The 22,719-nt window shown below is 42.4% G+C and carries 17 protein-coding genes; 14 read left to right on the plus strand and 3 right to left on the minus strand.

Features of this window, described 5'->3' with window-relative positions; genetic code table 11:
* The first annotated feature begins 185 nt into the window (after window positions 1–185).
* The 6 genes from DBZ36_RS17055 to DBZ36_RS17080 all read left to right on the plus strand — a co-directional run bounded on the left by DBZ36_RS17055 (window position 186) and on the right by DBZ36_RS17080 (window position 5,862).
* The gene (locus DBZ36_RS17055) at window positions 186–833 is read left to right on the plus strand and encodes a malonic semialdehyde reductase (protein ID WP_120356175.1); all 648 of its coding nucleotides are present in this window, start codon (window positions 186–188) and stop codon (window positions 831–833) included.
* A gap of 112 nt (window positions 834–945) precedes the next feature.
* Window positions 946–2,031 (plus strand): C4-dicarboxylate TRAP transporter substrate-binding protein, encoded by a 1,086-nt coding sequence (locus DBZ36_RS17060; protein ID WP_199711913.1) that lies wholly within the window; start codon window positions 946–948, stop codon window positions 2,029–2,031.
* Window positions 2,032–2,079: 48 nt separating this feature from the next.
* Entirely contained in the window at window positions 2,080–2,658 is a 579-nt protein-coding gene (locus DBZ36_RS17065; protein ID WP_120356176.1) for a TRAP transporter small permease subunit, read from the plus strand.
* Window positions 2,655–3,959 (plus strand): TRAP transporter large permease, encoded by a 1,305-nt coding sequence (locus DBZ36_RS17070; RefSeq protein WP_120356177.1) that lies wholly within the window; start codon window positions 2,655–2,657, stop codon window positions 3,957–3,959. The genes DBZ36_RS17065 and DBZ36_RS17070 overlap by 4 nt, the downstream gene beginning before the upstream one ends.
* Before the next feature lie 12 nt (window positions 3,960–3,971).
* Complete coding sequence (locus tag DBZ36_RS17075) at window positions 3,972–4,841, plus strand: dioxygenase family protein (RefSeq protein WP_120356178.1); 870 nt, start codon at window positions 3,972–3,974, stop codon at window positions 4,839–4,841.
* Between the two features lie 106 nt (window positions 4,842–4,947).
* Window positions 4,948–5,862, plus strand: a complete 915-nt coding sequence (locus DBZ36_RS17080) for a dienelactone hydrolase family protein (protein ID WP_120356179.1) — start codon at window positions 4,948–4,950, stop codon at window positions 5,860–5,862.
* A 525-nt stretch (window positions 5,863–6,387) separates the two neighbouring features.
* Here the strand turns inward: DBZ36_RS17080 and DBZ36_RS17085 are convergent.
* The gene (locus DBZ36_RS17085) at window positions 6,388–7,380 is read right to left on the minus strand and encodes a DUF4432 family protein (RefSeq protein ID WP_120356180.1); all 993 of its coding nucleotides are present in this window, start codon (window positions 7,378–7,380) and stop codon (window positions 6,388–6,390) included.
* 316 nt (window positions 7,381–7,696) lie between these two features.
* Here DBZ36_RS17085 and DBZ36_RS17090 point away from each other — a divergent pair, with 316 nt between their 5' ends.
* Both DBZ36_RS17090 and DBZ36_RS17095 read left to right on the plus strand, forming a co-directional pair.
* Window positions 7,697–8,686, plus strand: a complete 990-nt coding sequence (locus DBZ36_RS17090) for an efflux RND transporter periplasmic adaptor subunit (protein WP_158589134.1) — start codon at window positions 7,697–7,699, stop codon at window positions 8,684–8,686.
* A gap of 11 nt (window positions 8,687–8,697) precedes the next feature.
* Window positions 8,698–11,712: an efflux RND transporter permease subunit gene (locus tag DBZ36_RS17095; RefSeq protein WP_120356182.1), complete on the plus strand. Its 3,015-nt coding sequence runs from the start codon at window positions 8,698–8,700 to the stop codon at window positions 11,710–11,712.
* Between the two features lie 17 nt (window positions 11,713–11,729).
* Here the strand turns inward: DBZ36_RS17095 and DBZ36_RS17100 are convergent, their stop codons facing one another.
* On the minus strand, window positions 11,730–12,485 hold the full coding sequence (locus DBZ36_RS17100) for a S1 family peptidase (protein ID WP_120356183.1): 756 nt from the start codon (window positions 12,483–12,485) through the stop codon (window positions 11,730–11,732).
* A 129-nt stretch (window positions 12,486–12,614) separates the two neighbouring features.
* On the opposite strand from DBZ36_RS17100, the gene DBZ36_RS17105 reads away from it, so the two are divergent.
* The 5 genes from DBZ36_RS17105 to DBZ36_RS17125 all read left to right on the plus strand — a co-directional run bounded on the left by DBZ36_RS17105 (window position 12,615) and on the right by DBZ36_RS17125 (window position 18,227).
* A complete protein-coding gene (locus DBZ36_RS17105; RefSeq protein WP_120356184.1) occupies window positions 12,615–13,469 on the plus strand; it encodes a ThiF family adenylyltransferase in 855 nt (284 codons plus the stop codon).
* 149 nt (window positions 13,470–13,618) lie between these two features.
* A complete protein-coding gene (locus DBZ36_RS17110) occupies window positions 13,619–14,629 on the plus strand; it encodes a THxN family PEP-CTERM protein (RefSeq protein WP_120356185.1) in 1,011 nt (336 codons plus the stop codon).
* Window positions 14,630–15,097: 468 nt separating this feature from the next.
* Window positions 15,098–16,069 carry a THxN family PEP-CTERM protein gene (locus DBZ36_RS17115; protein WP_158589135.1) on the plus strand — a complete coding sequence of 324 codons (972 nt, stop codon included), beginning with the start codon at window positions 15,098–15,100 and terminating at the stop codon, window positions 16,067–16,069.
* Window positions 16,070–16,190: 121 nt separating this feature from the next.
* Entirely contained in the window at window positions 16,191–17,132 is a 942-nt protein-coding gene (locus DBZ36_RS17120) for a PEP-CTERM/exosortase system-associated acyltransferase (protein WP_233558176.1), read from the plus strand.
* A gap of 141 nt (window positions 17,133–17,273) precedes the next feature.
* Complete coding sequence (locus DBZ36_RS17125; RefSeq protein ID WP_158589136.1) at window positions 17,274–18,227, plus strand: sulfotransferase family protein; 954 nt, start codon at window positions 17,274–17,276, stop codon at window positions 18,225–18,227.
* Between the two features lie 5 nt (window positions 18,228–18,232).
* Here the strand turns inward: DBZ36_RS17125 and prsT are convergent, their stop codons facing one another.
* Complete coding sequence (prsT, locus tag DBZ36_RS17130; protein ID WP_120356188.1) at window positions 18,233–21,013, minus strand: XrtA/PEP-CTERM system TPR-repeat protein PrsT; 2,781 nt, start codon at window positions 21,011–21,013, stop codon at window positions 18,233–18,235.
* A gap of 226 nt (window positions 21,014–21,239) precedes the next feature.
* Between prsT and DBZ36_RS17135 the strand changes: the two genes are divergently transcribed.
* On the plus strand, window positions 21,240–22,589 hold the full coding sequence (locus DBZ36_RS17135; RefSeq protein ID WP_120356189.1) for an alkaline phosphatase family protein: 1,350 nt from the start codon (window positions 21,240–21,242) through the stop codon (window positions 22,587–22,589).
* Window positions 22,590–22,719: the final 130 nt, after the last annotated feature.

The raw sequence follows: 22,719 nt of genomic DNA on the forward strand, positions 1-22,719 counted from the left end.
ATATCGATATTATTTGACATAACACTAAAACATCGCTAAAAGTTATGCAAGTGTTAAGTTTTTGGTAGCCTAAAGCTCGACTTTGAATGGTGGGTAACATATTGGTTACATTTGGGCCGCGAGAATCTAACCACAATCAAATGCTAAATTGACGTTATACGTCAGCAATAATTGGATTTTGAATTATGAACCTAGAAGAACTGAAAGCAGATGCTCAACATCGAGTAAGAGAGTTACGCAAACGCCAGCCTCGCTTAGATAAGGATTCAATAGACGTCATACTCAATGACGCTCGTTCCCACTATGCGTGGCAAGACCGTCCAGTCCCAGAGTCACTCTTAAAAGAACTTTATGCAATCGTCGCCAATGGAGCAACGAGTATGAATTGCTCTCCAGCTCGCTTCTATTTCGTAAGATCTCAAGAGGGCAAGGATAAGCTAGCGTTATCGCTCAAAGACAAAAATATCGATAAAATGCGTTCAGCGCCAATTACGGCGATTATTGCTCACGATCTAGAATTTTGGCAGCACCTCCCTTTTTTATTCCCTCATGAAGATAGACGTCCCTTATTTGAAGGTAAGGACGAATATATCGAGCGTACTGCATTTCTAAATGGCACCTTGCAAGGAGCCTATCTAATGATCGCAGCTCGAGCTCTAGGCTTAGATGTTGGACCAATGTCCGGTTTTTCTAATCCTATTGTTGATAAGACTTTTTTCGAAGGAACAACACTGCGTTCTAACTTCTTGTGCAATTTGGGTTATGCGGATGAAAGTGCTTTGTTTCAAAAATTACCAAGATTTGAATTTGAAGAAGTTTGTACATTTTTGTAAACCAAAACCAAGTAAGGATAGAGCCAAATAGGGCCTCAAAGCGGTTGGTTCGATTTGGGATTAATTCACGCGTTTGCATCCGTGTGAAAAACTAAAGAAAGGGACAATTGTAATGAACAAAGCAATGATTCAGTTTAAGAAAACCAGTATCGGAATTGCACTTTGTGTAATGACTGCCATGCCGGCTACCGCTGCGCAAACAATTAAAGCAGTCGTAATTGATGGTTACCCTGAAAAATCAATGTGGGTACATGAGTTTAGCAATTTCTTTATTCCTGAAGTGGAAAAACGCCTCGCTAGTACCGGGAATTATGAGATGCAATGGCAAGAATCTTACGGTGGAAGTATCGTGAAACCTAAAGGTGTTTTGGAAGGGGTTAAACTCGGACTGGGTGATATAGGCATTGTCACAACCATTTTCCATAGCTCTAAATTACCTAGCCAGGCTTTGGCTGCTGTTACTCCATTTATTTCTGATGATGCGCGCGTAGTTGCGAAAGCTGTGGATGAAATCGCCAAAGAATTTCCAACGATGCAAAAAGAGTTTGCTAAACAAAAGCAAGTGTATTTAGCCACTGGAGTGGTACTCAATACCTACCAACTGTATAGCAAAAAGCAAGTGAATCGAGCTGCTGATCTGGAAGGAAGCAAAGTTGCCGGCGCCGGCATGAACTTACGCTATATCGAAGGTATTGACGGAGCTGCCGGAGTACGCGGTGGACTAACCGATTTTTACAATATGCTAAGCACTGGCTTAGTTGATCACGCGATGCTTTGGCCAGAAGCCGCTAAAACATTCAAAATTGCAGAAGTTGGTCCCTATATGTTGGAAACCGATTTTGGTGCGGTAAACAGCAAAACCGTAACGGTTAATTCCAGCTTCTGGAAGAAATTGCCGGACGAAGTTAAAGACGTATTGCAAGAGGTCGCGCTCGAGTATAGGGACCATGTTGCAAATATAGCGATGGAGCGGGCTGCTGAAAGTCGCGATGCCTATGTTGCTGCGGGCGGCACAATAGTTGAGATGAGTGCGGAAGACAAAAAACAGTGGGCTGATTCTATGCCTAACATTGCTCTTGAGTGGGCACAAACTTTAGATAAAGCCGGAGAGCCCGGAAGTGAGATGCTGAAAGCTTATATAGCGAAGCTTGAAGCTGCCGGAGCAGTGCCGACTCGCGATTGGACTGCTGGTTTGTAGCCCAAATATTCAGTTGGTATTTCTAGGGATAGAAACGGAGTTGAGTTAATGGAAAGTCTGTTCGTTCGAGCGGTTAGCCAAGTTGCACGCGCTGCAAATGCTTTAGCAATGGCTGCCAATACACTTGGAACTTTAATGGTTCTAGTGTTGGTGATGGTTGTTGACTATGACGTCATAGCAAGGGGGGCATTCAATAAACCCTTTATGGGAGCTGTGGAAGTTGTTCAGTTTTCCATGGTGTTAATCGTGTTTTTGCAATTGCCTGATGTTGTTAGGGTCAATCGGCTGACTCGTTCGGATGGATTTTTAGCATTAATGAAGCCGCGCTTCCCTAATCTGACTATGTGGTTGCGACGGTTTATTGATGCTGTATCTGCAACCCTAATGGTCATGATAGCTATCGCTATATGGCCCGAATTTCTCGAGATGTATGAAACAAAAGACTATTTCGGCGTGCCAGGCGTATTTGTTGCTCCTTGGTGGCCGATTAAGTTGACCATTTTTTTGAGTGCAGTTCTTTGCTCGATACTGTTTATCTGCAAAGTTATTTTAGCTAGTAACGGAATTAGTTTAATCCGCATGAATGAGATGAAAGATAACAATAGCAAAGCGGAGACTAAGCCATGAGTCCAATAGAAATAGGCTTAGCCTCAGTTGTTGCGATAATCGTCCTGGTGTATTTGGGGCTTTATATCCCGATAGCATTGAGCATGGTTTCAATGTTGGCCATTTGGTTGCTTCGGGACAATTTCGAACTGTCAATGAATCTGCTTAAAATTGCGGTGAGCGACAGCGTCATGGAGTACACCTTTGCCACGGTGCCACTGTTTACCTTTATGGGGCTGATTGTCGCTAAAGCCGGTATGGGTTCTGATATCTACGAAGTCATGAACTCAGGTTTTCGCAAAGTTAAAGGTGGCATAGGAATGGCGACGGTCGGTGCTAATGCCGTATTTGCCGCGGTAACTGGCTCTTCGATTGCTTCCGCATCAGTGTTTGCAAAAGTCTCCGTGCCTCAAATGTTGAAGTATGGTTATAGTCCCCGTTTCGCAGTGGGTGTAGTGGCAGGGTCTTCAGTATTAGGGATGATTATTCCGCCCTCGGCTATGCTGATTATCTATTCTTTCGTCGCGGAGCAATCTGTAGGCGATATGTTTTTAGCTGGTGTTGTTCCCGGACTACTACTGTCAGTTGCGTATATTGCTGCAATTTGGTTTATGGGTAAGGTTGCCCCTGCATATATGGGTGGGCGAACATCAACTGAATATGAATGGATGTCGCTGCGAGAGATTGCCAGCAAAACAGGGCCACTGATTAGTCTTATCGTGGTGGTGCTTGGCGGTATATACACCGGTTGGATGACACCGGTAGAAGCTGGCGCTGCTGGCGCTGCATTTGGTTTGTTGATTGCTGTCCTGCGTAAAAAAATGACCTTAAAGGTTTTTTGGGAAGCATTGATTGAAACCGGCCACATTACCGCAGCCATTTTGTTCTTGATTACTGCAGCATCTATCTATAGCCGCATGTTGGGACTTGCTGGCTTGCCTAATGAGCTAGCCGTGATACTTGAACAAAATCAGATGGGTATTTACACCATCATGCTGATTTACGTGTGTTTAATGCTGTTTTTAGGCACCTTGCTTGATACCGCGTCAATCATACTCATCGTTGTGCCCTTGTTTCTACCGCTCATCGAACCCTTGGGCTTAAGCCTGGTCTGGTTTGGTATCGTCACGGTTGTTGGTGCTGAGATCGGTCTGCTAACACCACCGCTTGGGATCAGTTGCTTTGTGATAAAGGCAAGCCTGGATGATGACCGAATTAGTTTAAAAGATGTATTTATGGGAGCTCTTCCGTTCGCGTTTGTGATGTTAGTAGTGCTCGTAGCTTTGATTCGTTACCCGGTATTAAGTATCGGTATTTTGTAAAAAGGATGACACATGCGTTCTGTAACAGCTGACAATATAAGTGATACGTTTCTCGGGTATTTTGGTGATGAAACGGACCCCCGAGTCAAAGAATTGATGGGTAGCCTGGCTAAGCATCTTCACGACTTTGTTAAAGAGACCAAATTAACCCATGATGAATGGCGCAAAGCACTTGAGTTACTCAAATGGACTGGCGACATTACAACACCGGAGCGCAACGAATTCGTTTTGTTGTCTGACGTTCTCGGCATTTCATCGCTGGTGGACATGATTAATAGTTCACCCGATGCGACCAGTTCAAGTGTGTTAGGCCCTTTCCATGTAACGGGCGCACCACCAATGGACTTGGGCGCTGATTTTAAGCGTGACTATGATGGCGAGGTGGTTCTCGTTGAAGGTTTTGTCAAAGACACGACTGGTAAAGCACTTGCAGGAGCCACCGTTGATATTTGGCAGACCGCTCCCAACGGTTTGTACTCATCTCAAGATGAAGAACAGGATATTCATAGTTTTCATGGGATGTTTACAACTGACCAAGAGGGCCGCTATTCATTCACTACCGTTCGGCCGGTATCTTACACGGTGCCAAGCGACGGTCCGGTAGGGGTGTTGCTTAACGCAACTGGCAGACACCCTTGGCGTCCCTCGCATTTGCACTACATCGTGTCGATGCCTGGATATCAGTCTTTGGTGACTGAAGTGTTTCCAAATGATGACCCTTATTTGGACCAAGATACGGTTTTTGGTGTTCGCGAAGACTTGGTAATTGCTTACCAACCTCAAGCTGCAGGAACTTTTCCGAAACAAGGATTTGAATTATCCGGGAAAGTTAGTGACGCATTCACAAAAATTGAATTTGATGCGATCTTAAAACCAATTTGATACGTAGATTTGTAAGTTTTGGAAAAGAACACCGGTAAAACAAGTTAAATGATACGAGCACGACTATAGTTTATAGACTCCCAGTTAGTTCAATAAGGATAGTAAAATGACGATTGAAACACATCAAGATACGACACAAACTGAGCTGCGCCCAATCCCCCAAGAAGCATTTGATTGGTACGATGAATACGCGCATGGCTTGATCAATCGCCGTGAGTTCATGTCCCGACTTGGAGGACTAGTGGCGATGGGTTTTAGTATGAGCGTACTCACCAGCGCTTTAACACCCAACTATGCAGTTGCTGAGCAAGTATCGTTTAACGACCCTACTATTGTCGCTAGTTATGCCAAATTTCAATCTCCAAACGGCCATGGCGAATGCCAAGGCTACCTCGTTCTCCCTAAAGATCTGACGACGACAGCGCCAGTGGTATTAGTGGTCCATGAGAATCGTGGCCTAAACCCTTACATCAAAGATGTAGCGCGTCGTGTTGCCGCTCAAGGTTTTATAGCGTTCGCCCCTGATGCTTTGTATCCCTTAGGTGGCTACCCTGGCAATGACGATGAAGGCCGAGCCATGCAAAAAGGTATGGATAAAGCCAAACTTGAAGAAGACTTTATTGCAGCTGCCAAGTTTATTAAGTCTCACGAACTAAGCACTGGCAAATTAGGTGCGGTAGGATTTTGTTATGGCGGTTATGTTATCAACATGCTGGCCGCATCCATACCAGATGAATTAGACGCAGGCGTACCTTTTTACGGAACCCCAGCTTCGAGCGAAATTGTGGCCCAGGTGAAAGGCCCATTAATGTTGCAATTTGCCGGCTTAGACAAGCGAGTTAACGGAACCTGGCCAGACTACGAGGCAGCGCTGAAAGCTAACAATGCTGATTACGAAGCGTTTGTATATGACGAGGTGAATCATGGTTTCCATAATGATTCAACCGGGCGTTATGCCGAAACAGAAGCCGAATTAGCGTGGAGTCGAAGCATGGAGTTCTTTAAAAAGCACTTGGCTTAGACTGCGATTCTTTAGAAAACAAAAAAGGCTGAGACATTAAATCTCGGCCTTTTTTTATGATACTTTATTCGCCGCAGATTAATACCAATCACAGTAATTTATTGATCACTATTGTTTGACTAAAACACCAATCTTGTCGTCATAACTCTTGTCATTAGACCGCTAATAACTGCGACTTCTTCCTAAAGCTAAGCGTTTTAGTACAACAAGTAAAAGACCAAAAATATAATGGGATTGGTATAACCGACTAATGCCGGTTCGACATTATCATCTCTAATCTATTGAATGCGTTCACCGCTGGCTTTAATTTACTAAAAACATCTACGCTTTTGGTCTTAGGTAAGTAAGCGGTGGAGTATGGTAGCTTCAATATCAGTGGAGAGTGGGCTAGTCGAGTTTACTTAAATCAGAATGCCACTCGAAGCATAAGTACAGTTGGATCGATTGATTGGGTTCTAGACTTACAACTGGGACATTCGGATCGGTGCGCCCGTCATGATCAAGTGCATCTACGCCAATTTCAGGTCAAATACCATCCCAACTTCTTTTTAACAGGGGCTCGTATTCGCCAAGTTTGTTTACCGGGTAACAAAACTCGTCGGTTCCAGCACCACCGGCACTAACCCAAGAAAGGTAGAATGGCGACCGAGGTAAATGCATGACAATGCCACTGTTGTCTTGGTATTTGAGAAAGGGTCGAACGCACTCAACGCCATTTATTTCGACGCATGCTAGCCCTTGATGAATGGCGCCTTTTTCAATACGGTTTTCACCGTAAGGTACCGGTTGCCATACGTTATACGTATCACTCAGCGGTTCGTCTTTGCGGTTCTCAACATTGGCACTGTTGCTGATTAATTCAGCGCCAGCTTGAGGTCTGAGTTGGATGTGATAGCCCCATTGTGGAACGCGCTGGTGGGTGCTTATATTTTCAATGTCATCAAAAAGCTCTAAAGCTTTGCCGTGTTTTTGAATGCGGATCCTGCGAGTTACTCTGTATATGGGTTTTTGGTTTTTTGCCGGATAGCCCTGTTCATCCCAGTCAAACACCAAAAAGCTAGCTTTGACTTGCGCAAACTCAGATTCAAAAAGGATATCAAAACTGTTAACACTAATATTGGATGCTTCGCCATGGAGCCCGTACACCACGCCTTTCTCTTCTCGACGTAAACCCCAATTACTTAATCCAAGTAGTTCTACACCTCCGGTAAATGCTTCAACCCATCGTAGCCCTGTATTTTCCTGACCTCGCACCACAAACGGCGCGTTGATATCGAAGCTATCCTTCGCTAGCAGTGACGGTTGTGGGGGAATCCAGAAAAAGGGTTTATCTAAATAGAAAGCTTCACCAATGCTCATACCTTTGCTCGGTAGGATCTCAACTGAAAGAGTTGGGTTTGTCAGCATTATGCGACGCACAGAGTCGGGATCGCAGGGCTTATGCAGTACCTCAACTCGAAAGCTATCGTTAGGGTAAGTCGCTGAAGTTAAGCAATCGACATTCACTACATTTTTCATAACACCTGCCTAAAGCAAATCGATTATTGAATCAAATTAAAGCCGTCATTAGGTAAGCTTGCTATCTTAAGGGTAGGGCTAAGGGAAAAATAGAGCTTTGTTAAAGTATTAAGGCATAGCTCACTTTTTTGTGGGAACTATTAAGTCTTTGATTTTATATGACCTGAGCTTGGGAATTAAGCGACAAACGTCGTTTTTTCTGTTTATATGTAATTTTGACATGTGCAACAGCTTGCGATGGATTTGTCTTAAGTCGACAGTTATTGCCACGCTTATTATACTCAGTAGTAGTGTCGGCTCACTAAAAGGAATTCTGATGTCGCTTCGAGCGTTTTTATTGCAAATAACTTGGGTTATCTTTCTGCCAATGAATGCCCATGCAGATGTTGAGCTCATAGATTTACAATCTCATAAACTCGAGTATAAAATCCAAAGAAATGGCGTTCTAGATTTTAAACATCTAACAAACTTATCTTTTCGTACATCTGGTTTCCTACAACGCTTAGAAGTTGAAGAAGGCGACATGTTGGAATTAGGGCAGGAAATAGCTCGCCTAGATGATACTGACCTTCAAGCAAATTTGTATTCAGCTCAAGCCAGCTACCGAAAAGCCTCTGGTGATTTAAAGAGAGCTAAAGAGTTGTTTAAGAAAAAAACCGTCTCGGAAGATTTTTTAGAGCTCGCGATTCGAGATGAAAGAAACTCTAAGACCAATTTGGAACTAGCTAAGTATGATATTGAGAGTGCCGTTATTGTTGCACCTTTCTCGGCGGCTGTTGTTGATCGATTAGTTCAACCTGGTGAGTTATTACCCGCGGGTAATCCGGCTTATCAAGTGGCAGCGCTTGACGATAATTATGTTGTGAAACTGGAGTTGACTCAAGATGAAAGGCGACTTGTATCACTCGGAGATAAGGCTCAGGTTTTCTTTGATGTAGCTAAAGCCAACAATGGCCAATCGGTGGCTGCTCAGATAACTAAAATTACAGCTAGAGCCGATCCGGTTTCAGGGATGTTCTTTATTGAATTGACGATAGAGCAAGCCGTTCCTGTAGGTTTTGCTGGTCAATGGGTCAACGTATCGATTAATGGACGTAGCGAGGAGGAAGTTTTTGCAGTTCCATTTGCTGCAATATCCAAAATGAAAGATTTAAACGTAACCATGGTTGAGTTTCGAGAGAATAGTTATCAAATTATTGAAACACGGCCTTTGTATATCGACCAAGAATTCTTCTACGTTACTGCAGCATCTAAATCGATTAGCTTAGTGAGCAATGGTTGGCATTTGCTTGATCTTCAGCATTAGGGATATCAACAATGCAATTACCTCGTTTAGCTCTTAAAAATACGCAGTTTACATTCTTAATTGTCATGTTACTGGTTGCTATCGGCATTTTGTCATACAACACAATGCCTCGCTCCGAAGATCCTCAATTCAATATGCCGATTACCTTGGTTGAGGTCATTTATCCTGGAGCATCCGCGCTAGACGTAGAAACTTTAGTTGTTGATCCGATTGAAGCGGCAATCTCTGATCTCGACAATATCGAGAAAATAGCGACGGATATAAAAAATGGTGGAACTCGTTTAGAAGTAACGTTTATTTACGGAAGTGATCCTGACGCTAGCTATAACGATGTTGTTCGAGTGGTTGGGGCGATACGCAGCGAACTTCCTGAAGAAATTCAGTTGTTATTTTTCAAAGCATCGCCAACTAGCGTTAATATTATGCAATTGGCGCTATCTTCGAGCCCAGTTGATATGCGTAAAATCGGCATTCATGCCGATCGTTTGCAAAAGCGTTTAGAGCGTTTCCCTGAAATACGTAAAGCAGAGATCTGGGGGCTTCCTCTACAAGTCGTCGAAGTTAAGGCCGATCCACAACGATTACAGCAAAATGGTATTTCCTACGCACAACTTGCACAAAAACTAGCGCAGAGAGCCGATAACATCACTCCTGGATTTGTTGACCTTGGTACTCGTCGGCTAAATGTTCAGGCCAGCGGAAACTTTAGTGATGTGCAACAAGTCAAAGATACGGTTGTGCGGGTGGGAAATGCTTCTAGTGTGACAGTTTCCGATGTGGCACAGGTGCAATTTGCTAGTTATCAACCTGATTACCTAGCTTATTTCGATGATAAACCGGTTGTTTTTCTAAGTGTAGAACAACGCGCAGGTACAAATATCTTTGAAGTGACAAAAAAGCTAAATCAAGAGATAGAACTATTCTCAAAAAGTCTTCCTGAAGATGTTTCTATTGAAATGGTATTCGATCAAAGCGAAAGCGTCGAAAAACGAGTCAATGGTTTTTTTGAGAATTTGTTACAGGGTTTGGTTCTCGTAGGGCTGATTTCACTTATCTTTTTGGGTTTCAGAGAAGCGCTAATCATTACTATAACGGTGCCAATATCTTTTGTTATTGCGATCGGTTGGCTTGATTTCAGCGGTTTTGGTCTTGAGCAGATGTCGATTGTAGGCTTAATTATTGCTCTTGGATTGCTAGTAGATGACGCGATCGTTGTTACTGAAAGCATTCATCGTGTAAAGCCTGATTCTAAGTCCTTAAAAGATGCTGCTATTAAGGGGGCTGAACGAATCGCTTGGGCCAGCGCAAGTGGAACCATAACCACTGTACTCGCTTTTCTACCGATGCTTATGCTTAATAGTGCTAGTGGCGACTTTATGCGCTCTATGCCTGTGACGGTTAGTTTAGTACTTATTGCTTCGCTGCTATTGTCATTGAGTCTCACTCCTTTGCTTGCATCTTACTTACTTAAACCGGGAAAAAGCAGCCGGTGGGCCTTGCAGTATCTATTGAACCGATTTGCTGTAGTAGTGTATCGACCGATTCTGTCTTTTTGTTGTCGATTCTCTTTGTTAGTTATTGTAGTCGCATTGGTGGCTCTTGGTTTTGGTCTAAGTCTATTCCCTCAAGTGGGTGTTGCCTTGTTCCCAAAAGCGGAAAAACCAATACTACTGGTGAGCATTGAAACCCCGTCGAATACTTCAATTTACCAAACCGATCGTGTTGCCCAGGAGATAAGTCGAGGGTTGATGTCGAACCAACAAGTCAGTCGCGTTGCTATCAATGTTGGCAACGCGAACCCTCGGATTTACTACAATCAGGTTCCTCGTCGGGGTGAGGCCAACTTTGCACAGATGTTGGTGATTTTAAACGAGTACGATTACACGAAGACACAAAAACTAATTTCAGAGCTTAGAGACGAATATAGCCGCTTTGCTGGTGCTCGAGTTAATGTTGAAGAATTTCAACAAGGTCCTGTGACCGATCCTCCGGTTACATTTCGCTTAATGAGTGATGACATAGAGCAGTTAAGTGTTTATGCAGCATTGCTGGAGTCTAAGCTTCGCAGTATTGATGGGGCTATCAATATCAAAAACCTCATTAATGAGCCGCAAATCGAATTAGGTTTGGAGATTAACTATGCAGCATTAGAACAAGCTGAGATTACTGTTGATGGCTTAGATCAAAGTGTAAGAGGTATGTTGCGGGGGCAGTTTGTTGGTCAATTGAAAGATAAAAATGGATTAAACTACCCGGTATTGACCATTTCAGGTGGAACCGAACTTGCCAGCTTGAATCAGTTGCAATTGCAAAATCAGCAAGGACAATTTATTCCATTAACGCAATTTGCAAAACCCACAATGCGAGAATCCCATCCCGAATTTTATCACTATCAAAAAATTAGAACTGCAAAGGTTAGTGCCGATGTAGCAGCGGGTTACTCGGTGAATGAAATCACCCAAGAACTTGAATCAGCCTTGATTGAGCTTCAATTACCTATTGATATTCGATATGAAATTGGTGGGGAAGAAGAAAGTCGTCAAGAAAATTTCTCTGGTTTGGCACAGGTCATGCTAATTGCCGGAGTTGGAATCTTTGCGGTTTTGGTCTTGCAGTTTCGTTCGCTGGTTCAACCTCTGGTCATATTTACGTCCGTTCCATTTGCGATTGCTGGGGCTGTTCTAGGCTTGTACATTGCTAAACTACCGTTCTCAATTATGGCGTTTGTTGGGCTCATCAGTTTGTTTGGTATTGTGGTTAATAACGCGATTATTCTAGTCGATACTAGCAACTATTTTCGACGAAAAGGAATTGATAAAACTGAAGCGGTACTGATCGCAAGTGCAACCCGCTTCACACCTATAATCTTAACCAGCTTAACCACAATTGCTGGTTTGATCCCGCTAACCCTCTATGGAGGAGTGCTGTGGATGCCACTTGGACTGGTTATTATTTGTGGATTGATCTGCTCAAGTTTCTCAAGCTTAATCCTGGTGCCATTACTAACAAGACTACTAAGTCGCTAATGATGTAATTCTAGGTGCTATTTTATTCCTTGTAACAATTTGGATAAATGCTTACTTGGAATGGCATAGGTGATTGCGCTAGGGTCTTTCAACACAGACTCTTTGCTCGATTTAACGAAAACCTTGTTAATGATAGCAATGACTTTGCCATTGCTTGGCCAATAAACAGGGCTGCCAGAGTTCCCTGGATATGCGGTAGCATCGAGTTGATAAATGGTAAAAGGGTTTTTGGCGCGCTTGATTTGGGCAATGGTTAATTCTGAAGATCGGCGAGCAGGAGTAACGACTGGAGTTATCGCTGAGACTATGCCTTTATGTGTCACGGGGTACAGGCCTAACACTGCGCCGATAGGGAATCCTGTAAAGGCAATATCTTCTCCGTCTCTAACTCGACTTGTCGAATCTACCACCATTGCAGGTTGTGGGCTGCCACTTATTTTTAGTATAGCAAGGTCGTGAATGCGATCGATAGCGGCTACCTTGGCGTCTCGAATGATAGGCTTGCGCCCTTGCCCAATGAAAACTACTAACTGATCCTTTGGGTTATCACTTTTTAGTCCATCTACAACATGCGCATTCGTAGCTACAAATGTGCCGTTGCCAACAACAAAACCTGTACCGCTCAAAGTAGCCCGTGGACTCGACAGTTTATTGTATTTTCCGATACCGACTATCGATGGTTTGATGGTTTCGATAGTGTCCGGTAGGTTTGCTGCAAAGGCAAGTCGCGAAACACAGCATATAAAAATAAGGATAAATTTTAAAACTTTCACGGGAGACTCCGAGTAAAACCAGCACTGCAATAAAGTAGTATTCTTGCGCAAAACCGTCTATTAGCATAGCTTAAATAAACACCCCTGATATCTGTACCTATTTTATCGGCCCAAAGAAAAGGATGACACATGTTTAACTACCAAGACGCATTCTCGAGAAACATAGGTTGGTTGACCGAGAACGAGCAAGAGTTGTTACGGCATAAAAGAGTAGCGATCGCTGGGGCAGGGGGTGTTGGTAGCGAACATATTGTCACGTTAGCGCGCCTCGGAATTGGAAAATTCAATATTGCCGATTTTGACGAATATGAAGTACACAACTTTAACCGTCAAGCTGGGGCGTTTATGTCCACGGTGGGAAAAGAAAAAGTTCGAGTTATGGAACAAGTTGCCTTAGATATTAACCCAGAGGCTGAGGTACGGGTTTTTGAAAAAGGTATCCATAGCGAGAATATTGATGAGTTTTTACGCGATGTGGATATTTATGTCGATAGCTTAGACTTTTTTGCATTAGATGCACGAATTTTAGTTTTTGAAAAGTGCGAGCAACTCGGTATTCCCGTGGTAACGGCTGCACCGCTTGGGATGGGAGCTGCGGTCCTTTGCTTTACTCCGGAGTCGATGGGATTTGAGCAGTATTTTAGATTCGATGATGCAACTACCGAGGACGAAAAATACATTAAGTTTTTAGTCGGTTTATCACCTTCTATGCTCCAAAGGCCCTACTTGGTCGATCCAAGTCGAGCAGACTTCAAAGCTAAAAAAGGGCCCTCAACCCCCATGGCGGTTAAAATGTGCGCTGGAGTTGCAGGTTCAAACGTTCTAAAAATTCTACTTGGGAGAGGGAAAGTTATTCTAGCTCCGCGTGTCTTGCACTTTGATGCCTATCGGAATCGTCTAAAAATCACCTGGAGACCCAACGGTAATCGCAGTCTTATGCAACGCTTGACCTTCAATATAGCTAAGAAAATCGTGCTGAAGTAGATGTCGACTATTTTTACAGATCATAAAAGGTCAAAACAAGGGTGAATAACTAAAGTGTTGTTTTATAAGTGGATTTAATACTTGGCCTGAAAAATGCTTATATCTGGGCAGAGTTTAATTGGTCTAATTTATTACAACGGATGTGAGATATGAAAGTTTTTGCCAAAACATGTTTGGTTGCTGCAATCGGTTTAGTTAGTACGTCAGCAAGCGCGATTAAGATTACTGAATGGGGTTACATCAACGAAGCCGGTTTTTATAACTACGTTGATTCAGCTGGTAACACTTCAGGTATTACAGCAAGCGGCGATTCTGCTGGCGGTAATACAAGTATCTTACCTGGTGGTTCACTAGACACTGAATTAGCTTGGGGTATCCCAACAAATCCAAATAATGGTAATCCAATTGTTGGCCCGCAAAGTGCGCTGCTAATTGATAGTCCTCAAAGTTCAGCTGCATCAGGTTCGAATGTTGTAACCGATAGTGGTGACTGGACGGTTGGTACTGCAATGTTGCACGAAAACTTTCCAATCAGCGGTGATTCTTTAAGCACTACTCAGCTAATTGATGGTTTGTCGCTTCAGCCTCAAGCATTTGATTTTGAAGGTACTTCAGTAGCATTGCCTGTGCTTCCTTTTGGTTCAGCACCAACGCTAAACTTTAACATTCTTTTCAAAGAAACTAACAACAACCTTGTTAATAATTATGTAAATGGCGTTCGTAGTGGCAAAACACCTGATGGCAACCCATGTGAATACACAGGTTTGACGAACGGTGAAGGCGTTAACGTAAATGGCTGTGCAGACATATTCTTATTTACAGGCGCTGATCAAGCGGGCGAAGAATTAGATTTTATTGTTACTGATGACGGTATCGAGTTCTCAACAACATTTATGTTGCCTGATTTTAACGATATGGGCTTTGATGAATATGAGTACACTGCTACTACACGTTTATCTGGTTTATCTCTAACATTGTTTGATGATTGTGCTGGCCTAACTGATGGCGTTGACTGTGTTGGTTTCCTAACACCAGAAAATGGTATCAGTACTTTATTTGCTGACTTCCAAATCACAGCTCGCCGCGTATCTGAGCCGGCAACGATTGCAATCTTTGGTTTGACTCTACTTGGCTTGGCATCACGCCGTCGCCGTGCGTAATATGTAGGTGTAGTCATAAGACTCATTGATTAAAAGCCCAACTTAGTTGGGCTTTTTTATGTCTATGAATTGTCATCTCATTGAATTTTACAGTCCCGCCAAGACCTAAGCACCGATTGCAGCATCTAGCTGAAGCTTTACAGCAATAAAGAATACTCAAAGCAGCTGTATGAAAAACGGTATCGTATTGAAGTATAGACATTTATTCGCAGAAACTAATCGACTAACTAGTCGCGACTGCCCGATCTATCTGCTAACTATTCTGGTGTCGGGATCTTTTACATTGCGTATAAACTGAAAATCAGAGAATTTTTAACTGCTTGATTTATAAACTGTTCAAATAGTAGGCATCAATTATGCTTAGTAGGTAGGGACGGAGAGTAACTCTTCACCTTAGTAATGTATCAATTGGCGACGCGGTACTTTAAGCGATTGATTATAGGATTCTACAAACTTGGATGTGAAACTATGAATAAATTAACGCGCAATTGTTTTTATCTTACAGCCGCTGCAGCAGGCGTGCTAAGTGTCTCGGCACAGGCAGCTAAAATTACCGAGTGGGGATACGTAAACGAAGCAGGGTTTGCAAATTATCAATTTCAGGATACTGGTGGTACTGGAATTACTGCTAGTGGTAGCAGTGATGGAGGTAATGGAAGCATTTTCCCTGGAGGCACACCGCTTCCTACAAGCTTGACTTGGGGTACTGGTGTAACTGCTACTGGCGGTACTGGACAGAGTTCAAGCCCAAGCTCTTTAAACTTGATTAGTCCAGAAACAAGTGCAACGAATGGCAGCGCATTTACCGATGGCGGTTGGAACACGGGTACCAACATGACCCATGACAATCAGTACATCACCGGAGATTATTTAACCTTCACAAATATTCTAGATGCTTTGGCCTTGCAACCATTGGCTTGGGATGATCCGCTAATACCGACTCCAGGCCCATTCTTAGATGGACCGTTGTTGAGCTTTAATATCTTATTTAAAGAGACTGATAATCAAGTATCAGGAACTTCAGCTAACCCTATATTTGATGGTATTTGTGAAGATACTCAGCTTGCAAACGGAGAAGGTATTAATGCTGGCGGTTGTGCAGACATTTTCTTGTTCAATGGTGTTGATCTCGACGATCAACCTATCGACTTTACATTTGAAGACGAGCAAGTATTTTTTAGCTCTGATTTTATAGTCCAGGACTACAAATATACAGTGACTACACGTCTTGGTGGTCTTGCATTGCAAGAAATTGACGACTGCTTTGGTATTGACGGCCAGTCGAATTGTGTTGGATTTCTTACCGAAGAAAACGGTTTGAATACTCTTTCTGCTGATTTTAGAGTTACTTCTAGACAAATAACAGTGCCTGAGCCAACCACAGTTGCAATAATGGGACTAGCGTTGTTTGGTTTATCATTTGCACGTCGTCGCGCTTAAATGACGGTGTAAATTTAAACAAAAAAATAAAAGGGTGCTAATGATTCAATTAGCACCTTTTTTTGTACATAGTGGTATATTAAGAAAATGTAAATTATAGAGCAAGTGGAGTGCCTCAAGCATGCGACCAATAATGCGTAGTTTGTCAAAGCAACCGATCATAGGTAACGCGTTTAAACTGGTAAAAGCTTTTTCAGCTATGCGAGAAGCCGGGCTTATTTCCAAGCATTTTGCACAGTTTCTTGAGCCGGTTGTTGCTAACCAAACTGAGTCAATCGAAGAAGCGTTTAAAATTCGTCATGATGTCTATTGTGAAGAGCTTCACTTTGAACCAATGCGTGAAGACAAAATGGAAACTGATGAGTTTGATTCCTACTCTCGGTTTTGCTTAATCAAACATAAACCTAGCCAGAATTATGCTGGCTGCGTGCGTATTGTAACTCCGAGCTCAGACCAAGAATTGCTACCAATAGAAAAATACTGCTCACAATCTTTGCAGTCATCACCCGTGCACCCTCGAGAGTTTGACAGAAGTAATATTTGTGAAATATCTAGACTTGCTGTGCGGCCTCAATTTCGTCGACGTCGTGCAGATAAATTTGAGGGAGCGGCATCGGGTGTGATCAATGAGCAGACCTATTCTGAAGCTGAATTGCGGTGTTTCCCATTTTTAACAATTGGCTTATATTTAAGTATTGCTTCGCTTGCTGTTCGAACCAATGTCGATCATGCCTTTGTTATGATGGAACCTCGCTTAGCGAGAAGTATGAGCTTTTTGGGTATTAAGTTTCAGCAGCTAGGCCCAGCTGTCGAGTATCATGGCTTAAGAGCACCTTACTATATGAGTTCGGAGATGTTACTCAATAGCTTACCGAAAAGTTTTACCAGCTTAATGAAATCTATCGATGGTCAAATCGAGAACGGCTTATTGGAAGCTTGTAGCTACCCTCGCGACGATTATCTTAATCGTTTATATCCGAATCACACGCAAGAAAACGTTTCCCAAAAGCGAATTATTGTACCCAATAAAGAGCTCATTAGATTCCCTGCAAAATTTACTTAAGCTTTGCTTTAACAATGATGCTTGCCCACCCTACCGTCTATTGTCTATATTAGGCGCAGAATAATGCAATGGCCTGCCTAAAGCTCTGTGGTTGTTGGTATTTGCGTTTAATAAATGGAATATGCAAGTTTAGGGAAACAAATGGAATTAACCAAAGGCAAGGCTGTCATTGTTGTCGGCATGCATCGCAGCGGCACTTCTGCACTGTCCGGAGAGATATCTCAATTTGGTATCTTTATGGGAAAGTCACTGTTTGCGGCTCAAAAAGGAGTCAATGACAAAGGCTTTTTCGAAAACTCTCGTATTGTGTACTTTAATGACTTTCTGTTCGACAAAATGCTTAGTTCTTGGGATGACCCCATGGGTTATTTACGCTGTCAAGATTTCGATTTTTTGCCTTACATTGAAGCCGGTCGAAATCTACTTCGGTCTGAGTATTCTGATCATAGCGTTTGGGGCATTAAAGATCCGAGATTAACGATGCTTCTTCCTTTTTGGAAGCAAGTTTTCGAGTTAGAAGGTGTAGAGGTTTGTTTTTTACACATGTATCGCAATCCGACGGAAGTTATCGGGTCTTTATCAAAACGAGACGGCTTTAGTGAGCAAAAATCGTCGATGCTGTGGCTCAACTATAATCTTACTAGTTTCTTAGCGTGCCACTCTGGACGTTATGTAGCGATTAGTTTTGACCACTTGCTCAGCGACCCTCAAGCAACAAGAAATAGAATTTCCGAAGCCTTTGACCTTCAACTCGAAGGAAATCAGACCTCATTTATCGATAGCGAACTTAGACGAAATAATGCGCATTTAGCTGAACTAGATTGCCCGATGGCAACATTAGCGATGAACTGCTTTCGTGCGATAGAAACGCAAGATCTTGCTCAGATTGAAGCGTGTCGAGAAGAGTATTTAGCGTACTTAAAATCAGTGCCACCGTGGTTCAATGAGCACTACTTAGAAGTGAAGAAATCGGAAGTCAGGCATCGAGTCGAGTTTGAAACAGCCTATAATACATGGACTTGGAAAATCACCAGTGTGATAAGAAAGCTGGAGTTAAAACTAAGAGGTATTCAAGGCTACAAGAATACCCCTTAGGCTTATTAACGTACGATTTCAGTTGAGAAAGCTGTTGTGATTTTGGTTTTTTCAGCTTGTTGTTCAGGGCTTAGATTTACTAACTGCTCTAACAGAGTCTTGGCTTTTTGAGTCTGTTTTGCTACGACTAAGGCTTCGGCTAAATGCAAGGCTATGTCATTTTGTTTGCTTAGTGCATATGCAGATTCAAGGACCGAAATAGCTTCTTCTGGATTACCATTTCTTAGTAAGGCGACTCCCAAGGTATCGGCAATATCAGGGTTGTTAGGTCTCACCTTGTGGGCAGCTTGTGCATGTTCAAGGGCAAGTTGGTACTCTTGCTGGTTAAGATAACTCCATGCTAGGTTATTCAGCGCAATGTAGTGTTCTGGATTGGCTTGAATCGCCTCCTTGTAAATTTGTTGAGATGCGTCAACACTGTTGTTTTGTAGGTATATTTCAGCCAACATAAACTTGAGTTGTTCGTTTCTTGGCGCTAATACTTCTATGTCTGAATTAATTTGGTCAATTGCATCTTCGACACGCTTTTGTTGGATCAAGTTTTTTGCCAAAGCGATGGCTGACTCTTGACTTGGTTGCTTCTCATTTATGGCTTGGAGTGCATCAAAGGCTTTTGGCAAGTCTTTATTTACAGATGACAGTCTGGCCTGTTTGATCAATAGCGGAATGGATGCTCTATCACTAGCAGGAAAACTGTTAAGTAAATCCTGTGCTAATACTATTCTTTCGGCGTTAATTGCGTTGTCGATTTCTATGTAACGCAACCAGCGATTTTTTGGGAAAATTTCGAAAGATTTTTTAAGTTGCTCATCAACGCTTTCTGGTGTTTCAAAACGCATTAAGCCCTGAATATAAGCTAAGTGAGCAGGCATCAAATTAGGTTTATTTGCAAGCCAAAGCTCAAACTGTTCTTGGGCCTGTGGCCACTGTTGATTTGCAATCAACAGCTCGATAGTAGTTTGCCAATGTTGAGCATTTCTTTGCTCTGCTGGTATTAAAAGTAAATGCGATATCGCGCGATCTAGATCTCCATCAATGCGGGCATAGGTCGCAAGCTGAGTTAAATAATCAGTCGCTTCCATGCTGTTTTCTTGAGCTTGAGTTAAAGCTGTGACTGACTCCTTTTCACCCTCATCTTTTGCTAAACCATAAAGGCTTGTCGCCGCTCCAATGTCGTTAGGAAAGGATTCTTTTAGTGCATAACTCAATTCAAATGCTTTTTCTTGTTCACCTTGGCGGCTATAGAAGCTTGCTAGAGCAATCCCCGTTTTTACACTCTCGGGGAATTTGTTGCGTGCATTGGTAAATGCTTCATATGCAGCTTCAGTATTATCTTGTTGTTCTAGTAGAGCTGCTTTAAATAATAGGGCTGGCTCGCTGTCGGGGTAGCTCTGGCTCCAATTCTCGACCGTATTGAGGGCTTGCTCAGGTTGGCCAATTTTTAACTGATAGTAAGCCAAGGCTTGGAAGGTGCGCTCAGAATCATTGCCCTCTTCAAAAGCTTTCTCTAAATCGGCGAATCCGGAGGCGTCATTTTGAGCCAGTTTAAGCACGCCTAAGGTGGTGTCTTTGGTGCTTGGATCTGGAGAATGCTCTGCCGTTAGTAGCGCTAGTTTGTTGGAATCATCTATATATCCAAGGCTTCGAAGGTTCTGAGTTGCATATTGTAAAAAAGAGTAGTCATTTTCGTCACCAAAAGGGTAATTCGAAATTAGTTTATGCATGTTGGGCATATCACCCAAGCGTTGAGCCACCAATATTAAAGCTCGATAAGCATCTATGTTTTCTGGTTGTTTAGTAATGACCCGGCTTAGATAACGAAAAGCACGTTCATCTTTTTTTACTTGTATGGCTGAATAGCCAGCAATGAAATCGTTGGCTATATCTTGTGAGCCATTTGTTGCGGCGATATCGGCGTAAGAGTAGGCCGCTTCAAAATCTTTTTTCGCAAAATTGATTTTGGCCATAATTTGATTGCTTAACTGATGATTAGGATTTTGTTTTAGGACTTTTGTTAGCTCCTTTTCTGCTAGATCAACTTTACTATTGCGCATATAGGCATTGGCTAGTAAAAGCTTATAACCATAAGAATACGGGGATAGCTCGGTCGCCTTTAGATAGCTTTCTGCTTCTTTCTCCGGATTAGAAGACTTTGCTGCTATATGTCCGCTTAATAGCCACACATCAACGTTGTCAGGTGCCTGTTTAACTAATGCATCTGCGATAGCTTCAGCTTGCTCTATCTGTTCGTCACCACTAAGCATGCTAGCCCTAGATAGACGTCCATAAAGGCTTTCAGAGCTTATGTCTTCAGCTTCTTGTAGGGCTAACTCTGCGTTTTCTCGGTCATTTTGTCGAAAAAGTACCAGGGCCTTAATCGCATACAATTCAGTTAATACCGACTCATTAGCAGATTTGCTTTGGTCTACAAGCTCAATAATCGAGTCGTATTGATTCAACTGTAGGTAGCTTCGCGCCAGTAGCAATTCGGCTTGGGTATGGCTTGGGTCTAGCTTTATTGTCCGCTCAGCTTCTTTAGCTGCACTAGCAAAGTCGCCAGCCTTAAAGTGGATTTGGGCTAACAAAAACCTATACTCAGGTTCTTCATTGTCTTTTTGGATCGCATTTTTAACTTCGATCTTTGCGTTGTTTAAATCTCCTTGCGCAAAATGATTTTGAGCCGCGTCATAAAATTCTGTAGCGTTTTGCCCAAAGCAAGCGCTGACACTGGAAGCAATAACTATCGATAATAAGGTTATTCGCATATTTGAAATTGTAAGTCGCATTCACTTTTCCCTGATTGTACACATTAGTACAGAAGTCCATTTTCAATTGGTTTAAGTATAGATCGCTTTAAACTTAAAAGTCCTATTTTGTGTGCTGCCATTGTGAAATCAATAAGATACTCGATAAAAGTTAAGGGGAGAGTATTGTCAGCGTTTGGGCAAGTTTTGCATTTCTAGATAAAACGTCTATAGCTTATGACTAGTACAAATTTTTGTGGAGCTTGATATGAATTCCAAACGTCAAATTGTTCTGGAGCTAAATGAGCTTTGCCCACACTTGCTCCAAGAATTTATGAATCAAGGCGCCTTGCCAAATCTTTCGCAAATATACTCCCATGCTGACTGCTATGAAACCCATGTCGACTGTGACCTTGGGCAGCTAGAGCCTTGGACCCAATGGGTAACGGTCCATACAGGGGTTTCATCTGAAAAGCATAAAATCCATCGCCTTGGACAAGCCCAAAACTTAGAATATGATTCGATATGGGATATTTTGTCGAGACGAGGATTTTCTAGTTGGTTATGTGGATCGATGAATACCAAGTGGGATCAAAACGATCAGCACATAATGGCGATTCCAGATCCTTGGAGTATAAATGCCGAATCCTCACCGAAAAGCTTGGATACATTTTATGAGTTTGTTCGAGCAAATGTGCAAGAGCACACCAATGCTCGGTTTAAGCAATCGCTTCAAAAGAACCTAGAATTTCTGATTTTTATGTTGGGTCACGGACTTTCGGTTCGAACAGTGAGTATGCTTATCCAGCAAATGCTTAGGCAAATAAGGAATGCGCCTGACCAATGGAAAAAACCGTTTCTTCTTGATTGCTTGCAGTTTGATGTATTTAGTCACGTTTATCGCAAAAATAAACCCGATTTTGCAACTTTTTTTTCTAACAGTACTGCGCATTTTCAACATAAATTTTGGCGGTACATGGAACCTGAAGCCTTCACTTTAAAGCCAAGTGATGATGAGATTAAACAATATCAAAATGCCATACTTTCTGCGTATCAAAACCATGATGCCTTAGTTGGCAAAGCGCTAGACTTAGCCGACTCGCAAACCAGCATTGTCATATCTACTGCGATAAGTCAGCGGCCGTTTTCCGAACTAGATGAAGTCGGTGGAAAAAGGTTTTACAGACCTTATTCGCTAAAAGAAATCCCTAGTATTTTTGAACTCGAACATGTTGTAGATGTATGTCCGGTCATGTCCCATCAGTTTTATGTGGTGTTTGAAAGTGAGCAACAGGCTATCTTCGCTGCACAACAGCTAAAAGAGTATACCGTTGAAGGAGAAGCATTGTTTTCAGTACGACATCAGGCAAAGCGAGTGTTTTTAGGTTGTAGAATAATACGAGTGTTAAAAGGACAACCTAAAATTAACGCGATTAATCGAGAGCTGAGTTTTTTTGATGTGTTTTATTTAGCTGATAATTTGAAAAGCGGAGCTCATTCGTCCAAGGGAGTATTATGGATTTACAATCAAAACAGGCAGCAAACAATTTTTAAAGAACCCTTACCTTTAGAATCGGTTATGACAAGGTTGTTGGATGAATATGATATGGCCAGTTAGTGCTTGTTGGCCTCACTAAGTCCTTAATTAAGGTCATTTTGGATTACTTAGAGCTTATTACTGCAAAAAAACTAATTTTGTTCCGATAAATTGTTTAACTATTGGTTAATACCATTATGATAGTGAGCAA

This window comes from Alginatibacterium sediminis (assembly GCF_003610775.1).
In the GTDB taxonomy this organism is placed as follows: Bacteria; Pseudomonadota; Gammaproteobacteria; order Enterobacterales; family Celerinatantimonadaceae; genus Alginatibacterium; species Alginatibacterium sediminis.